The sequence below is a fragment of the Microcoleus sp. bin48.metabat.b7b8b9.023 genome (genome assembly GCF_013299185.1).
Classification (GTDB): Bacteria; Cyanobacteriota; Cyanobacteriia; order Cyanobacteriales; family Microcoleaceae; genus Microcoleus.
Map to the genome: position 1 here is coordinate 1 of NZ_JAAFKG010000093.1, position 16,844 is coordinate 16,844.

Sequence of the window (16,844 nt, forward strand, 5' to 3'; positions counted from 1 at the left end):
TAGAATTTTTGCTCGTTTTTTTAGGAGATGGCTCTGGCTCTGGTTTTGGTTCGTAGGTGGCTAATATTGCACTGAGTTTTTGGATTTTCTCCCATAGCTCTACTATCAAGGCTTCTTTTGCCTCGTCCGATAGTTGTTTTAGGTCGGGTAGTTTTTCCATTCCTTTATCTAATGTCTATCTTGTCTTCTTGTCAAGGGGGTTGAGCAATTACCTAATAACTAATAACTAATAACAATTGACAACTGACAACTGTCAATTGTCAACTGTCAACTGACTAATTACCATTCATCGTTTCGCTTGTTGCTGTGGGTTTCCCAATCGTCGCCTGGGTGCTGATACAAGGGTTCGGGTTCCAATTCTGCTGACATTTCTAATTCTGGTTCCGATTCTTCTTGCTGGTAGATGTTTAGAGGTTCGACAACGCGGGCGATCGCATCTTTGACAAAAGCTTTGACAAATTCGTCTTTTCGATTTAACTGAAACTGCCTTTGCACGACTTCGGCGATGCCGCCGTCACCCCAATCTTGGTCGTGTCGGAAATATTCAATAAAACTTTTCCCGGCAATTCTGGTTAAATAAGCGGCGCTGACTGCTTGAATTGCTTTGCCAAGTACAAATCCGGCTACACTTAACTGCAACGCCCTTGAGACTACTTGAATTACGCCTTCAACTATTCCTAAGCTGGCTAGGGTTTTGGCGAGAGACAGGGCTAGTTCTTTGGCGCGATCGATATTTAATTCGCAGCCGTAAATCTTGGCAATTTCTACTACCATTTGAGCGTTAACTGCTGCTGTCGCTAACAAATCTACAACTGGCAAAGGCGTAACGGCAATTACTCCGGCTCCGATCCACTGAAAGCGCTCTACTACTTTATCAGCAGCGCGCCGTCTTTGAGCGTCAATTAACTTGCGTGCTTGGTCTCCCAAATGCTGAGATTGTAGCAAAATGTTGTCCGCAATTAAGTCTTCGCCTTCGGCTCGCAAAATTGCTGCGATTCGCCGAATTAATGGCATCATATCGGGGTCTGGCTGAAATATTGTCCCGCTTTCTAGTACAACTTTTTGCGGGTTGGCGCTAATGGCAACTACATCCATTGCTGATACTAAACCTTTAACTCGCTGTCGCAGTCGATCGAGAATTTCGTCTCTGTCGTTGTCGGGATAAAGGTCTACTTTATTAAAAACCACGATCGACCTTTTGCCAATTTGGGCCAAAGTCCGCAGCGGTTCATACTCAGATTTGCGTAAATCGCCGTCCAACACAAATAAGATCAAATCAGCCCGGGCCGCCAACTGCCGCGCCAATTCCTCTCTGTAAGTCCCCGCTACTCCCGCTTCCAAGATGCCTGGGGTATCAGTAATTGCTAATTCTCGATCGACTCCTTTCAATTTCAGAGTATAAGTTTCTCCAACTTCGGTAGTTCCCATTGGCGCCCCCACCTGTCCGGCCATCCGCCCCACCAGGGCATTTACAGCCGAAGTTTTGCCCGCAGAACCGGTACCAAAAACAACGATCCGAACATTGCCGCGGGCCATGCTAGCTTCTATTTCGCGGGCTCTCAACAGCAAAGCTTGCCGTGCTACTTCGTCTTGAATGCGATCGACTTGCTGTCTGATTGCTTTGAGATTTTCCGAAGCAGCTTCGCTTTTGACAACAGGAATCTTCGGATCGATCGCCCGTTTTCCCTTAACTTTTCCCGGACGTTGCAGCAGCCTCAAATAATAAAACAGCGCAAAAATTAGCGTTGCTAAAAGTACAAGGATCAGGAAAATTAGCAAATTAGCCAGTAGCGGAGAAGCAGACAACGCAACTTGACTGTAAAGCCCAGTTAAGGAACTCACCAGCCCAATAATCAACCCCAGGGTGAGGCAGAAAGCGGCAATTAATGTTAGCAGGCGCGGCAAAGGCATGGGGCAGGGGCAAGTAAAAGGGTTATGTTTTGATTTTTACATTTTCATCAGAACTCGGAACTGTTGAAGCGCCCGATCGTACTGCTGCGCGCGTAAATTCCGATTCGGCTTGTCCTTCGGGTTCGATGCAGTGTGGGTTTGAGTGCCAGCGGATGCAACTAAAACATGGCGATCGCGCCCGAGGCTGCAATTGTAGCTTAGCAGACAATTTATTGTTCCACTCACCCGCCCGAACGCCTTTGTCGGTTTACTGATACCTACCTACCTATTTATTCGATCGCGAGTTGAACTATATAGTTTTTTAAACAAATATATCTTAAGTACCTAGAAACACGGTTTCTTCACGTCATACCAGTTGCCAAAAAGAATGCAACTGATTTGCCAGTTTTCCAAATCCTTACGGAATCAGTCATTCCCAATTTTTCAATCTAACATCTAAAATCGTAATCGTATAAGTGCATCCTAAAATATCCGATAACGGAAACGATAAACTAAGTTGCTCGTGCAGGATAAGAACGAGCGTCCTAATAAAAAAAAATAGTATGATGAGTGAAAATACCCAATTCAAAACTATTTTCGGTAATCTTGAAAAACAGGCTTTGCTATAATTCAAAGTTGAGCAACCACTGTACGGAGCGAAATTTATGGGACTCTTTGACCAAATTTTGAGCGCGATCGACAATCCCAACCAACAAGCAAGTCCCAATCAGTTGGGCAACATTCTGGGTGCGGTAGAGCAGTTGAGCGGCAACCACGGCGTCGATGCGGGTACGACTCAGCTAGCGATGTCGGTTTTGGGTGGATACGTGCGATCGGCATTGCAAGACGTGCGATCGCAATCTGGAGACGCACAAGCTCAAGAAGTTGTCAACCAATTTAGCGGCACAAACCCCAATGCACAAGCGGTACAGAGTTTGTTTGGAGGCGGCCAACTGACGCAAATAGTGACCGATATCGCCCAAAGAACCGGCTTGAATAACGAGACAGTGCAAGGGATGATCCCTGTTTTACTGCCCTTGGTACTCAATTTGCTGCAAAGCGGCGGCAACGCCCAAAATCCAACCCAGGGCGCAAATCCCGTTTTGAATGCGTTTTTAGATGGAGATGGAGACGGCGACGTAGATATTACTGACGCCATGTCGATGGCTAGCCGCTTTTTGAATCAGGGCTAATTGCCTGAAAATTCGGGGAGAGAAATTGAGGTTTGTAGTGAGGACTTCAGTCCTCATCAAAATCTAATTATGCAGGTGCGCGGCGCGCACCTTACCGCCTTAACGCTCTTACGAAAATAGTCCGAATCCTCGGCTAACTGTATTTCCCAGGCGATCGCACAATGAAGCAGTTGGCAAACTATTTCCTTGCTGTTCCCATTTTTCCACGAGTTGGCGGCCCAGCGGCGTGAGGCGAAAACTATCGGTAATCCCTTGTCCATCTACTTCGCGCCGCAACACGCCGACTTGAATCAGCCACAGCAGAGAGTTTTCGGCTGTTAGTTCGGCTACGGGCGATCGGGTGTAGCCGCTTTCGACACCTGCATTTGAGGCGATCGCGCTTAGGAAAACACTGTTATCGCGGATGGTCTGGAAGAAGTGTAATTGAAAAGGAGCACACCGGATCGCGCGATCGGCTCTTTTGACAGTGCGGCTTGGATAACTAATAGATTTAAACGCTTCCGATGGGATAAAAGTCATTGATTTGGCTCAGAATAGGTAGTATATTTTTATGATTACCTATTTAGAGTCAGCCAAGCATAGTTCTGAAAAATTTACCCAAATTATGACACAATACGGTTCAGTTAACGCTAATGTCATTGCGAGCGTCCCCGCGAAGCAATCGCAAAGACTATGACGCTATTAGGATTTTAGCTACAATGACCACTTATCAAAGAAGTTCTTAATAACTTCTTGGGCTTTTGACACTGTTGTCCCTAAGGCTCTTGCTATCTCATAACTAATGTCATGTATCCATTCTTGAAAAGAACTGTTTGATTTGGAAATAATGCTTTTTTCATAACTATCCATTTCATTTAGTTTTTGAAGTAAACGCTGTCTTAATAGCTGAGTTGTAGAGAGAGCATCTTCCACTTCTGAAGGATAAAATTGATACCCACAAGAACAGTTAAATTTACTATCTAGAATATACCAATGAGCGCTACAAGATTCACATTTTACCTGTCTTTGATAAGGTTCAACGAGCAATTGACCATTAAAAAGACAATCCTTATGATAGTTTTTGCCCCATTGTTTACCGCAACTTGGGCATTTAGGAAAAGGAAATGCTATCCATTCACTCATAAGTATCACTTGAAAAAATAATAAATAAGTTGACCTCTACATACTAAAAAATAATGTAGAGGTATTGAGATAATACAAGCAGACTTTAACCTAGTCCAGCTTTCCAGCCTTCTGACCATCCGTCACCGATCGATCGCACTATATCTCTGCCAAAACCAACTACTTGTCCCACAATATAGCCAAACAGTTTAGCAATTGACTTAAATAGATCTGCTACAAAAGCTCTTAAACTTGCTTCAGATTTCGCAGCTATCCTCATTTCAGCTTCACTCATATTGCTGATTTGATTGATTAATCTCTGTTTGATTTTAGCTATATCATCACTGGGAATATAGTTTTCGTTTGGAACGTTTATCATGGATAAATCTCCTGTTTTTGAATTTGACTTGAGATGCACCGGATATTGAATTAAAGTCCTTGTTGTTTTAGCCACGCTAAAAATGCTTTTTTGTCTCCAGCAAATTTAGCAAATTCTTCAGGAGGCATACTAGCAACAAAATCTGACATCTTAGAATGTTGAGGTTGCTGAGGTGTCGCTCTTTCTCGTCTTTTTTCTGGAGGTAATAACTGAGGATCAACTAATTCCAAAAAATCAGCTAATGCTTTACGAGATGCAACTACCCATCTTCTTTTGTTAGGTACAGCATCCATCATGGCATCAAAAAGTTGAGGTAAGTTGTAGCGTCTGTTAGCAGAATATCCTACAACTTTTCCTTGCCAATTTGGCAATACTTCCCTAATCTTTCTTTGAACATCACGGATTCTTCCTTCGATATTTCTTTCTTGTTCTTCACTGGGTAAATTAGCTACTTCAATCCAAGCAGTTCCTCCAGGATGGACTAAATCGACTTTATTCAAAGCAATTACCATTCGCTCTAAAAGTCTAGGATGAATTGCTTTTAATTCTGTTTCTAAATATTGCTGTACTGAAGCGATCGCCCGATTTTGTGCATCTAAAATCCACAAAGCGACATCTACGTCTTTTAACACTTTTTCATAAAGTGCAATGTGTTCTTTTTGTTTTAAGCGACTTTCACCCAATCCAGGCATATCATAAGCAACTAATGCTCCATTAACACCTTCAACTTGATTAAAGGATACTTCAATTCCTGTAGCCTCTTGGGTACAAGCTTCGATATGGCTCACATCTAAACCGGCGTTAAAAAGTGCATTCAGTGTAGAGGATTTTCCTACTCCTGTTTCACCAATAAAAGCGAAACGAGGAGGTGGTTCATTATCTACCTTGTCTTCAATCATGCGGTATATTTTCTCAAAATCCTCCTCCGACATCTTCTGATCGCCCAGAATGTCTTTTGCTAAACCTTCGAGTATACCTCGTAAATCCATAATGTTTTTCAGAGTGGTAAAGTTAAATCTTCTCCCATGATAAATATCCTGTTCGCAACACCACTAACTGAAAAAAACAGATTTTATTGAATTATTTGTTACAAAATATTAACTACAACCCAGAAAAAGCCTGATTTTATTGGTTTAGATTAAGCTATAATGGCTAAAACGCATACCCCCTATGACTTATATGACCATTACAGAAATTTTACAATTTGTCGATCGGGTAGTCGAGAAACAAAGAGGAGAACATCTAGACGATCTAGAAAAAGCTGTCGTTAAGGGACTGTGGCAAGGTAAAACATACAGTGAAATTGCAGATGAATGTGGATATAAGAGTAAAAACTATATTGGAGATGTTAGTCGTAAATTATTTAAGATTTTATCTGAACAGTTAGATGAAGATATTAGTAGACATAATTTTTCTTGGACTATTGAAAGAGTGATAAATTCTCAGTTTGTTGGTTTAATAAATAGTAAGATTAATTGGTGTCCTAATTCTCCTCAAGCAGATACAAATCAATCAATCAAAGAAAAACTAAGTAAAAACAAAGGGTATCGCGATTTAAGCCTAGCCCCAAAAATTACCAGTTTTTACGATCGCATAACCGAACTTCAAACCCTCTCCCGCTGGTTAATCGACCAAAATGTTCATCTAGTCTCAGTTTTAGGATTAAGTGGAATTGGCAAAACCACCCTAGTCAAACAGTTTGTTGACCTAAATTTACAACATTTTGATGTAGTAATCTGGAAAAATATCAAACTATCTCAATCTTTAGAGAGCATTATTAATGAACTTCTCACAGGTATCGATCGCGATTCTATTCAAACTGATAATAAGTTAACTCAATTTTTCAATCTTTTGCGTCAACAAAAATGTTTAATCGTCCTTGATGATTTCCAAGAATTGTTTATTAAGGGAGAATTGGCAGGAGATTTCAAAACGGAATCTAAAAACTTCCAAAATTTATTGAAAATGATGACAAATATAGAACATCAAAGTAGCTTCATTTTAATAAGTCAGGAACAATGTCAAGAAATGATTAGCCTGGATGAGAATTTATATCCTATTAAGTGCTTAGATTTACAAGGATTAGACCATACAGAAATTTTGAAAAAATGGGGTTTAAAAGATGATGAAGCCTGGGCGGAGTTTAGCGATATGTACGGAGGAAATTTCGTTGATTTAAAAGATATTGCCAGTTTAATTAAAAGTATTTTTGGTGGCAAAGTTGCTGATTTTTTAAAAGAAGACAGTTTAATTGTCACTAAAGATATGAAATCTCGGTTGACTGAATTATTCAAACGGCTATCACCCACAGAGCAAGAGATTATTTTACAATTAAGTAAATTGAATGCACCTGTGTCAAGAGAAGATTTAAGGCAAAGTTTATCTATGTCATCAATGGACTTAATGAATGGGTTGCGATCGTTGCGTCAACGTTATTTACTCCAAAGAATAGAAGGAGAGAAAGTATTGTTTGATTTATCTCTTGTTGTTCGAGAATATGTGAGAACTTGTTGTCAAGATTCATATTGAATTTAGCTTATTTAACTAATCATCCCCTCAATTTCTGAATCTTTAAACCCAAATTGCCTAAAAATCCGCAACACATAAGCTGGTGACATTTCCCCAGCACCTAATATCAATCGGAACCACTCTTTTTTGACCTTCAATTTCACGCATATACAAACAATGATTCCCTTTGCCTTCTCGGTAAAATTGACATCCGTTTTTTTCTAAAATTTTAAATAATGCTTTAGGTTTTAAAGATGGGAGATTTTCAGGCATAAACTTTTCGGCATTGCTTAATCAGGGTATGAAAATGGATAACTTGAAAATTCAGAAGATTGACTGACTGGCTTGTTTCATTTTTTCACGTTGAGTCGTTCATACCGTAAATCAGCAACGCCACTTTTCTTAGTTCATAAGTATCTGAAGCTTCCGCATCTTCTAAAGTCAGAAACTCGTGCAATTCATTAATAGCAAGAGGATTGAGATAAATATTCGATTCAGATTCATAAACTTCTGAAAATGACTCGATCGCCTGTTTGAGTTTGTCGATAGACTGTTCGGGAGTATTTCCTTGTCCAACCAATCCATTCTCCAAACACAATGCCACCCAATACTTGGCACTCTTTCGGATAATAACAGTGTAAAAATCTATCATATTTTACTTACTTCATCAAGTTTGATAGCGTCAGTATATTCGGAGTCCACGCCCACAATCTAACACAATATCGCCCGTCAGTCAAGGCACAAAATTACCCATCGAAACTATTCCGAAAGGTAGATTTTACATTTTGGTCACTCAATTCCGAATCTAAATTTAAGAGATTGACAACAACAGCCCACAATCAACTAAAATATCTTTATCAATCGCAAGGTCAACAAAACTATGACATTACCAGTTGGGTGCGCGGCTCCTCAATTCACCGCCAAAGACACAAACGGCAAAACCGTCTCCCTCTCCGACTTCACGGGTAAAACCGTCATCTTGTATTTCTACCCCAAAGACGACACCCCCGGCTGCACCAGACAAGCTCAAAGCTTCAAAGCAGCCCATGAAGAATACAAGGGCAAAGATATAGTTGTTCTCGGTGTCAGCCGCGACAACGAAGAATCGCACCAAAAGTTCACGGAGAAGTACGGTTTGCCTTTCCAGCTATTAGCAGATGTTGATGGCGCGATTACCAAAGCCTACGATGTCGAGAAAGGCGATTACGCCAAGCGCGTTACTTTTGTCATCGACGGTACTGGCAAAATTATTCAGGTTTATGAAGGGGAAACTATGAAAGTTGACTCTCACGCTCAAGATATTCTTGTCACCATAGTTTAGCCACCGTCAGTCTAACATTCCTGAATGCACTAAAGCGCTAAAAATCCGGTTTCTTCCGAGATATCTCGTTGCTATACGCAATTTTCTCGTAGAAACCGGATTATTTTTCGTAATAATGTTCGTAGTGTGGACTTTAGTCCGCAAAATACTGCGGACTAAAGTCCACACTACGAACGGTTTTTGTTATGGCAATCGATTTGTTTATAAAAATATTGCGATCGGGTGCGTCGCTATAAAATTGTCGATATGTAGTTGAAATTTTTCGTGGCGACACACCCTACAGCCAAAATCCCTCAATCTAAAATCTGAAATGAGCTCAGTGAGGGGTCAAAGGTATAGGGGGTAATAACCTACTTCCATTAAATTTTTTCTCGCAAAAATTGCGCCACAAATTCTCTCAACCAGCGGTATATTCGCGTCAGGTGCGCGCTAGCTGGAGTGTTAGATTTCTGGCAAAAATCTCGCCAACAATAAAAAATCAATGGTATAAAACGCATTAACCGCCCCTAGATTCAGTCTTGGAGCGATTTCGTCCGGGATCGGATCGTTGTGTTTGATAAAATGAGAAGTTATCCTTGCTGTAGCTGAATAATTAAGTAGGTAGGCGGATACATAATGACAAGCACTAAGACTATTTTGAGTTACTTAGGCCCACAAGAAGTTGAGGCTAATCGAGCCTCTGTCTTAGTTGGCAGTTTTGATAAAAATCAAGTGGTGGCAATCTCAGCAGCAGAAGGCTCAAATGCCCTGAAGGCCGAGATAAATTTATCGACAGGCATTTGGAACATTAGTTTAGAGAAAGGATTCGATCGCCCTGGTACTCGCACGGTGCAGGTAAAAGCCACTGATAAAACAGGCAAAGTTATCGGCGAACAAACAATTAACATCAAAGTTAATCCTGCTTCTAACACACCCGATCGCTCTTTTACGTTAATTACGCTCCAAGATACCCAATTAAAAGCCGGAACAGTGCCTTCTGGCAGTCTTAACTCTCTGCAAAAAGCGGACATACCAGCAGGTAAAAGTTATCAAATTAGTGACTACGAGTTAGAAGACGGACACCTGAATGTTCAACTAAATAATCCAATTTCTCCGGTGGGAAAATCAGGCTTTTTTGATGAAAAGCACGCAGTCATCACCAAAGGCGCAAAAATCCTGATCTTCGATCGCGCCGATCTACCTAACCCGCAGCCTGGAATGCAGTTGCTGTGGGTGAACAAAAAAACCTGGTTAAAGCGCAACCCCGCAGATTCGACCATTTTAAGCCCGACTCAGAAAGTCCGATTTGACCAGGGAGAAACTTTCAACATCTTCGGCTACGCTTGCGTGGAAAATCATTTTCGAGTCACTCTCGATCGCCCAATTCCCAACTTCGGCAATTCGGGATTTATGTACTCGCAACACGTCCAGATTTTGCAAAACGGCAAGGGGATTGCCTTTGACAGAAATGCAGTTACCATGACTGTTGTCAAGACTACTGCGTTTAAAAAGCTGCCGGTGGATGCTATCAAGCTGCAACCCACAGAAAAAATCACTTTGCCGGCGGGAATGATTTACGGAATTTCCGGATTCTCGATCGAACAAGGACACATTAAAGTCTCGCTGACTGAAAATTTGCCGCCCTTTGGCAATACGGGTTTTGTTTATCCCGATTTCGTGCAATTTTCTCGCGGTGGCAAATCTTTCAATCCAGCCCCAAATTTAACATATCAAGGCCCGACAGAAGTTTTGGTCAATCAGGCGATCGCACTTTCAGGCACTTTTGACAAACAAGAAGCAGCAAAAGTTGAGGTAATAGCCGAGGATAAATATCCGCTAACCGTCACACTCAACCAACAAGCAAGCACTTGGCAAGTGAATTTGCCTAAAGGATTTAGCGTACCCGGAGCTCGCTGGCTGAGATTGCGTGCAACTGACAGCAAAGGAAACGTTACCGCCAGCCAAATAATTTATATTACCGTAAGTTCAGATCCGCTGACTGTCGGAAAAGATTTGAGCTTAAAGATAGTTTCCGACACGTGGTTTAAGGTAGCCCCGGTAGATGGTTCCCGCCTCAACAACCAGCAAAAAGTTCTTGTCAAAGCAGGTCAGACTTTGGCCCTTAGCAAGTACGGATTTATTGACGGACATCTCAAGGTGGTTCTGGATTCGACAATTTCGCCGATCGGCACTTTTGGCTATTTTTACGAACCAGACGTTCAGCTTGCCAAAGGTACAAAAGTCCTGAAATTTGACCTAGCAGACGTACCCAATAGCAACGGGAACGCTCAACTGTTGGTAACTCAAACAACTCTGATTAAAGGTCAACCAAAAGAATCATCAAAACTCCCTGCCAAGCAAATTGCCGAACTAACTTTAGGCAGTAGCTATGCAATCACTGGTTATGCCTGCATCTTGGGTCATTTCAGAGTAACTTTCGCCGAAGCTATTCCCGGTTTTGGCAATGTGGGATTTATCTATTGGCAATCTGTTCAAATCAAGAAAAACGGCAAAGAAGTTCCCTTTGACCCGGATGCTTTGACGATGACAATGCTGCAACCAACTGTGTTTAAAAAACGCCCCGTAGATGCTGCCAAGCTAACGGCTACCGAGAGAACTACGCTGCCTTTAGGTCGAGTTTACGGCGTGGAAAGCTACGGTTTGGAAACGGATCACCTGAAAGTTTCTCTGACTGAAGAACTGCCGAATTTTGGCAATACAGGTTATGTTTTTCCGAGTTTTGTGCAGTTCAAGCGGGGAGATAAAATTTTCGATCCAGTTCCGAACAATGTGGAATTGAACGTGCCGTATTTTTCACAGCGGGACAATCCGCGTTTTGACTGGTCTACTTGCAATGTAACTGCGATCGCGATGATATTGTATTATTACGGCGTTCGTTCTAAGTATGGGGGACAGTTGGAGGATGAGTTGTTGCAGTGGTGTTTCGACTATGCCGGCCAGGGTTCTCAAACCGATCACAACGTGCTTTCGGCGCTGATTAAGGCTTACGGATTTAAGACGAGTTTTGACACGACTCGGAAATGGGCTGATGTGCGATCGGAATTGCTGAACCGGCGGCCAATAGTTTTAGCCGGTGATTTTACTGCTGCGGGTCACATTATCACCTTAATTGGCTACAATTCTGAGGGTTATATCGTGCAAGATCCTTGGGGTGATGCACTAACCGGTTATAGCAATACAGAGGGTAGAAAGTTGATGTATCCCTACGGCTATATCAATCAAGTTGCGGGGCCAGATGGCAATATTTGGGCGCATTTTATCTCGCGCTAAGCTTTTGAGGTGCGATCGAGATTGCGACAGTCGATCGAGGTAGGGTTGGCAGTGCATTTGTCTCAATTGAAAACTGAAACCCTCTAGATACAACAATCCTAAATCATTCATGTAAATTTGTAGGGGTAGTGCCCCCGTGCCTACCCCGTATCGAAATCTCGATCGCCCGCAATATTACTTAATAATTTGAGCTATTTTCAGGTGGCAAAAATTTACATATATTTCTGAAAAAAATGTTAGGTTTGTTACAAATTTTACAAAATATAATAAAAAGTCGATGAGCACTCACTCAAGTTCTCAAATAGCCACCTGATTTAATAAAAATACGCTAGAAAGTGCGATCGACTTAATATCTTGCAGCATTCTCGATCGGCTGTAAAGTGGGTTCACCTCCAAATTCGCAATAATTCACCGCAAATACTGTACCGCAATATCCACACCAACCCACGGTTCCGACGGGGGTTGCAAACTCCCGTCTCATAGCATAAGTCCTCTAAAAGAGGACTGAAAGACACATTTTTTTATAATTATTTTAATTTTTTTCCAGTCGGTTTCAACCGACTTTTGCTATGAGACGGGGATTTAAATCCCCGGCGGATCTACGGACAAACTGATCGATTCGATCGAGGGAGTATAGATCGATCCATCTTCACTAAATCTTTACAGAGTTTTATGCAATAAACCGTTATCATCTATCTAACAAATTTTTACTCTTTTTTCAACCGACGGTAGGTGTATGATGCCAAACTTAAACACTCAAGTTTCTGGAAGTGCGATCGCCTTTATAGATTCTCAAGTTGCAGATTATCAAAGCTTGATTGCCGGGGTAACACCGGGTACGGAAGTAGTGGTTTTGGATGGGAACCGGGATGCGATCGACCAAATTACCGAAGTTTTGGGCGATCGGACAAATATAGACAGCATTCACATAGTTTCTCACGGATCTCCCGGCAGCTTGCAACTGGGCAAAACCAGATTGGGTTCTGAAAATCTGGAAACTTATGCCGAGAAATTGCAGCAGTGGCGGAGTGCTTTAACTGTTGATGCGGACATTCTGATTTACGGTTGCAATGTCGCATCAACATCTCGCGCTTGTCCGACAATCCGCCGGGGAATTAATTCCCCGTCTCATAGCGCAAGTCGGTTGAAACCGACTAAAAACAAGGCTGCTATCCAGTCCTCTTCAGAGGACTTTCGCTATGAGACGGGGGTTTCAACCCCCGGCGGATCGGGTGAAAACGCGATAAATGATGAACGCGCGATCGATCGTGAATATGCGATAAATGATGAACGGGCGATCGATCGTGAATATGCCAAAGACGATCGACACGCGATCGATAATGAATATGCGATCGATCGTGAATACGCCATAGACGATCGACGCGCGATCGATAATCAATATGCGATTCCTCCTAAATATGCGATCGAGCATAAACACCCAGCAGACGGTTTCACCTTCATCCAACGCATCGCCCAACTCACAAATACCAACGTTGCCGCCTCCAAAAACCTCATCGGCAGCGCAGCAAAAGGTGGCGACTGGAAACTAGAAACGACAACCGGGAAAATAGCAGCCTCTTTAGCATTTCGGCCCGAAGTTCTAGCAGCATACAGCCACGTCCTTGCAACCTTCAGTGAAGCCAGGAACTATAGTTCGGGCCAAGGAAGGATTTCTGACATTGGTACGGGCGATTTTAATGGTGACGGTTTCCTCGACTTAGTAGTGCCAATGGGGGAACCCAACTCCCCAAGAGATCTTACCATATTGTTGGGGACGGGTACTACGGGCAGCTTTGGTACTCCTATCAGCTTATTGAAGCCAGGAGGTAAGGATAATCCCAATGGCGTTGCAGTGGGTGACTTTAATGGAGACGGCAAACTCGATTTAGCTGTAACGAATGTTCAGTCTCAAGGTTACGGCAATTTCGTTTCCATCCGGCTGGGGACGGGTACTGGCAGTTTTGGCGATCCTACCAACTTCAGTGAAGGGATAGATTATAAGTCGATCGTAACGGGTGACTTTAATGGAGATGGCAAGTTAGATTTAGCCACAACTCCTTACTCCAGTTTTGATAACTTCATTTCAATACTTTTTGGAGACGGTACTGGTAGCTTTGGCACTCCCGTTAAGATTAGTACACAAACACCAAAGTTTACTCTTGCCACAGCCGACTTTAACGGCGACGGCAAACTCGATTTAGTCACATCGAACAATGAAAAGACTAATAACATCTCCGTTTTCTTAGGAGATGGTAAAGGCAACTTTAACTCCCCCGTTAACCTTAGCTCCCCCACTAACTATAGCAGCAGCGGCGGGACTCAGCGAACTGTCATCACAGGCGACTTTAATGGCGACAGCAAACTGGATATCGCCACTAATAACAGCACCGATAAATCTGTCTCAGTCTTCTTGGGAGATGGTACGGGTAATTTTGATACTGCTAACAACTTTAATGTCGCAACTACTGGAGGATATCCCCAATTTGTGGTGGCAGGGGATTTTAATGGCGACGGCAAACTCGATTTAGCCACGTCTAACTACTATAGTACCTACCTTTCAGTTTTGTTAGGAGATGGTACGGGTAAATTTGGTACTCTCAGCAACTTTACGATCCCGAATTCTTTCGCATATGCTTATATGATTGCGAGAGATTTTAATGCTGACGGCAAGTTGGATATAGCTACGGCTTTCGATCAAAATGTCTCGGTTCTGCTGAATACATCGAATACAGTTAATTTCGGTGCGGCAACTTACAGCAGCGTGGAAGGAACGACAGACACAGTAGTTAATATTCCCGTCAACATCACCGGTGGCAGTCCCTTAAACGATGTAGTTGTGCCAATTCTCCTCGACTCTAGCAGCACCGCCACCCAAAATACAGACTACACCTTTTCCCCTACTTCGATTACCTTCCCCGCAGGTTCAACAGGTGACGCACTCACCAAGAATGTTGCAGTTACTATCAAGCCTGACAATCTCTCTGAAAACCCCGAAACTGTAATTTTCAACCTTGGCACAATTACCGGTGGCATTGCGGGCTTCACAAAAAAAACCACACTAACTATTTCCGATCGCGTTTCTGTTGCTTATGCCATTGCCACAGATACTGCCACCATTGACGAAGGCAATAGCGGCAAAAAACCTCTAACTTTCACTGTGACTCGCAGCAACGTCACTAACGGGGCAAGTAGCGTCAAATATGCGATCGCCGGAACAGCTACCAACGGCAGCGATTATAACAATATCGGCGGCACTTCTGGGGCAAAAACTGCTACTGGTACGATTAATTTTGCGACTGGTGAAACATCAAAAACCATCACTCTGGATGTGTTGGGCGACACCACATTTGAACCCGATGAAACTATTGCAGTCACCCTGTCAGATCCCACGGGTATCGCAGCGGTAACACCGACAATTACCGCTGATACCGCTACCACAACTATTATTAATTACACTGCACCGACGCCGACGCCTGCTCCAGCGCCGACACCGACACCAGTCACGCCCACACCGACGCCTGCGCCAACGCCGACACCAGTCGCGCCAACACCGACACCTGCGCCGACACCGACACCGACACCAGTCACGCCCACACCGACGCCTGCGCCAACGCCGACACCGACACCAGTCGCGCCCACACCGACGCCTGCGCCAACGCCGACACCGACACCTGCCCCAACGCCCACACCGACACCTGCGCCGACACCGACACCGACACCAGTCGCGCCCACACCGACACCTGCGCCGACACCAGTCGCGCCCACACCGACACCTGCGCCGACACCAGTCACGCCGACACCGACACCTGCGCCGACGCCTGCGCCGACACCGACACCTGCGCCGACACCTGCGCCGACACCATCGGAAACTCCGACACCAGTCGCGCCAACACCGACGCCCGCGCCGACACCGACACCGACACCAGTCGCGCCCACACCGACGCCTGCGCCAACACCGACACCATCGGAAACTCCGACACCAAATTCAACTGAAAGTGATTGCATTTGCAATACTATTGAGTATCCAAATTTGAATTTGCCCAATGAATTTGAAAATACGATCGCCAGCAATGGCAGTGGTAAAATCCAGTTTGGTACTCCTGATAATGACGCTTTTTACGGCAGTTCAAATCCGAACATATTCGATGCGGGTTTCGGCAATGACAACTTATACGGAGGCGAAAATAACGATATTTTTTACGGCAACAAACAAAATGATTTTATTAGCGGCGATGGAGGAGATGATATCCTGTATGGTGGCAAACACAATGACATCATTTTGGGCGGTGAAGGTGAAGATCTCATTTTCGGCGATCGCGGCAACGATTCGATAAATGGCCAGGAAGACAACGACTTACTTTTTGGCAATGCCGGTGCAGATTTTATCGACGGCGATCGAGGAAATGATATCGGATTGGGGGGTAAGGGAAATGATATTATCTTGGGCAGCGACGGTGAGGATAGTCTCTACGGTAACTTCGGAGATGATACTATCTGCGGAGGTGCTGGCAATGATTTCTTAAGTGGAAATCAGAATAACGATTTGCTAGATGGATGCCTTGGGAATGACACTCTTTATGGTGGCAATGGTAGCGATACATTGCTCGGAGGTAGCGGTGATGATGTTGTGTTTGCCGGTCGCGGTGATGACAGTTTGAATGGCGGCAATGGTACCGATCTTCTACTGGGAGGTAACGGTGATGATTTGCTGACCGGCGGTTTGGGAAGTGATGTTTTGTCAGGAGGTGCTGGCAACGATAGATTCTTCCTGTCCACCAATTCTGGCATCGATACTATCTTGGATTTTGAGGATGGCAAAGATTTGCTAATACTCGCCAACAATCTCACTTTCTCGCAACTGTCAATTACTCAAGAAAACAGTGCAACTTTCATTCGTTTGTCAGCAAGCGGTCAAATTTTAGCCTCTCTAAATGGCGTGTCTTCCAGCCAGATTAATGCGAGCGATTTCAACTTAGCTTAGAGTCTAATACCTGGATGTGGTTTTATATTAAAACCCCGCATTATTTAATAATGCGGGGTTTTAAGCGTGAATTCCAACCCACATTCCGCACCCCCAACTGGCACATACACTGCTTGAGGGGGTAAAAGTGAATTATCCGAGATAATAGTGAGTAAAAACACCCAGAAATCTGTGCAATTATCGCATCACCCAGTTAGGGAT

The 16,844-nt window shown here is 43.6% G+C and carries 13 protein-coding genes; 5 read left to right on the forward strand and 8 right to left on the reverse strand.

The genetic code is table 11. The features are described from left to right. Positions 1–279 precede the first annotated feature (279 nt). Entirely contained in the window at positions 280–1,911 is a 1,632-nt protein-coding gene (locus QZW82_RS30745; protein WP_293157709.1) for a YcjF family protein, read from the reverse strand. A gap of 22 nt (positions 1,912–1,933) precedes the next feature. Beyond that, the gene (locus tag QZW82_RS30750; protein ID WP_293157711.1) at positions 1,934–2,119 is read right to left on the reverse strand and encodes a hypothetical protein; all 186 of its coding nucleotides are present in this window, start codon (positions 2,117–2,119) and stop codon (positions 1,934–1,936) included. A 436-nt stretch (positions 2,120–2,555) separates the two neighbouring features. Here QZW82_RS30750 and QZW82_RS30755 point away from each other — a divergent pair, with 436 nt between their 5' ends. Next, complete coding sequence (locus QZW82_RS30755; protein WP_293157714.1) at positions 2,556–3,083, forward strand: DUF937 domain-containing protein; 528 nt, start codon at positions 2,556–2,558, stop codon at positions 3,081–3,083. Positions 3,084–3,191: 108 nt separating this feature from the next. Here QZW82_RS30755 and QZW82_RS30760 read toward each other — a convergent pair whose 3' ends face one another. The 4 genes from QZW82_RS30760 to QZW82_RS30775 all read right to left on the reverse strand — a co-directional run bounded on the left by QZW82_RS30760 (position 3,192) and on the right by QZW82_RS30775 (position 5,552). Continuing rightward, entirely contained in the window at positions 3,192–3,602 is a 411-nt protein-coding gene (locus tag QZW82_RS30760; protein ID WP_293157717.1) for an Npun_F0494 family protein, read from the reverse strand. A gap of 174 nt (positions 3,603–3,776) precedes the next feature. Beyond that, positions 3,777–4,205 carry a hypothetical protein gene (locus tag QZW82_RS30765; RefSeq protein ID WP_293157720.1) on the reverse strand — a complete coding sequence of 143 codons (429 nt, stop codon included), beginning with the start codon at positions 4,203–4,205 and terminating at the stop codon, positions 3,777–3,779. An 85-nt stretch (positions 4,206–4,290) separates the two neighbouring features. Beyond that, positions 4,291–4,563 (reverse strand): hypothetical protein, encoded by a 273-nt coding sequence (locus QZW82_RS30770; protein WP_293157722.1) that lies wholly within the window; start codon positions 4,561–4,563, stop codon positions 4,291–4,293. Between the two features lie 50 nt (positions 4,564–4,613). Further along, the gene (locus tag QZW82_RS30775; RefSeq protein WP_293157724.1) at positions 4,614–5,552 is read right to left on the reverse strand and encodes a GTPase; all 939 of its coding nucleotides are present in this window, start codon (positions 5,550–5,552) and stop codon (positions 4,614–4,616) included. 190 nt (positions 5,553–5,742) lie between these two features. Here QZW82_RS30775 and QZW82_RS30780 point away from each other — a divergent pair, with 190 nt between their 5' ends. After that, on the forward strand, positions 5,743–7,092 hold the full coding sequence (locus QZW82_RS30780; RefSeq protein ID WP_293157727.1) for an NB-ARC domain-containing protein: 1,350 nt from the start codon (positions 5,743–5,745) through the stop codon (positions 7,090–7,092). A gap of 57 nt (positions 7,093–7,149) precedes the next feature. On the opposite strand, the gene QZW82_RS30785 is transcribed toward QZW82_RS30780, so the two are convergent. Together QZW82_RS30785 and QZW82_RS30790 are read right to left on the reverse strand one after the other, a co-directional pair. Beyond that, positions 7,150–7,344 (reverse strand): hypothetical protein, encoded by a 195-nt coding sequence (locus QZW82_RS30785; RefSeq protein WP_293157730.1) that lies wholly within the window; start codon positions 7,342–7,344, stop codon positions 7,150–7,152. Between the two features lie 85 nt (positions 7,345–7,429). Continuing rightward, positions 7,430–7,723, reverse strand: coding sequence for a hypothetical protein (locus QZW82_RS30790; protein WP_293157733.1), 294 nt, complete (start codon positions 7,721–7,723; stop codon positions 7,430–7,432). A gap of 228 nt (positions 7,724–7,951) precedes the next feature. Here QZW82_RS30790 and QZW82_RS30795 point away from each other — a divergent pair, with 228 nt between their 5' ends. The 3 genes from QZW82_RS30795 (at position 7,952) to QZW82_RS30805 (ending at position 16,643) form a co-directional block, all read left to right on the forward strand. Then, positions 7,952–8,392 (forward strand): peroxiredoxin, encoded by a 441-nt coding sequence (locus tag QZW82_RS30795; protein ID WP_293157736.1) that lies wholly within the window; start codon positions 7,952–7,954, stop codon positions 8,390–8,392. 615 nt (positions 8,393–9,007) lie between these two features. Beyond that, a complete protein-coding gene (locus QZW82_RS30800; protein WP_293157739.1) occupies positions 9,008–11,662 on the forward strand; it encodes a C39 family peptidase in 2,655 nt (884 codons plus the stop codon). Positions 11,663–12,398: 736 nt separating this feature from the next. After that, positions 12,399–16,643 (forward strand): DUF4347 domain-containing protein, encoded by a 4,245-nt coding sequence (locus QZW82_RS30805; RefSeq protein WP_293157742.1) that lies wholly within the window; start codon positions 12,399–12,401, stop codon positions 16,641–16,643. Positions 16,644–16,844: the final 201 nt, after the last annotated feature.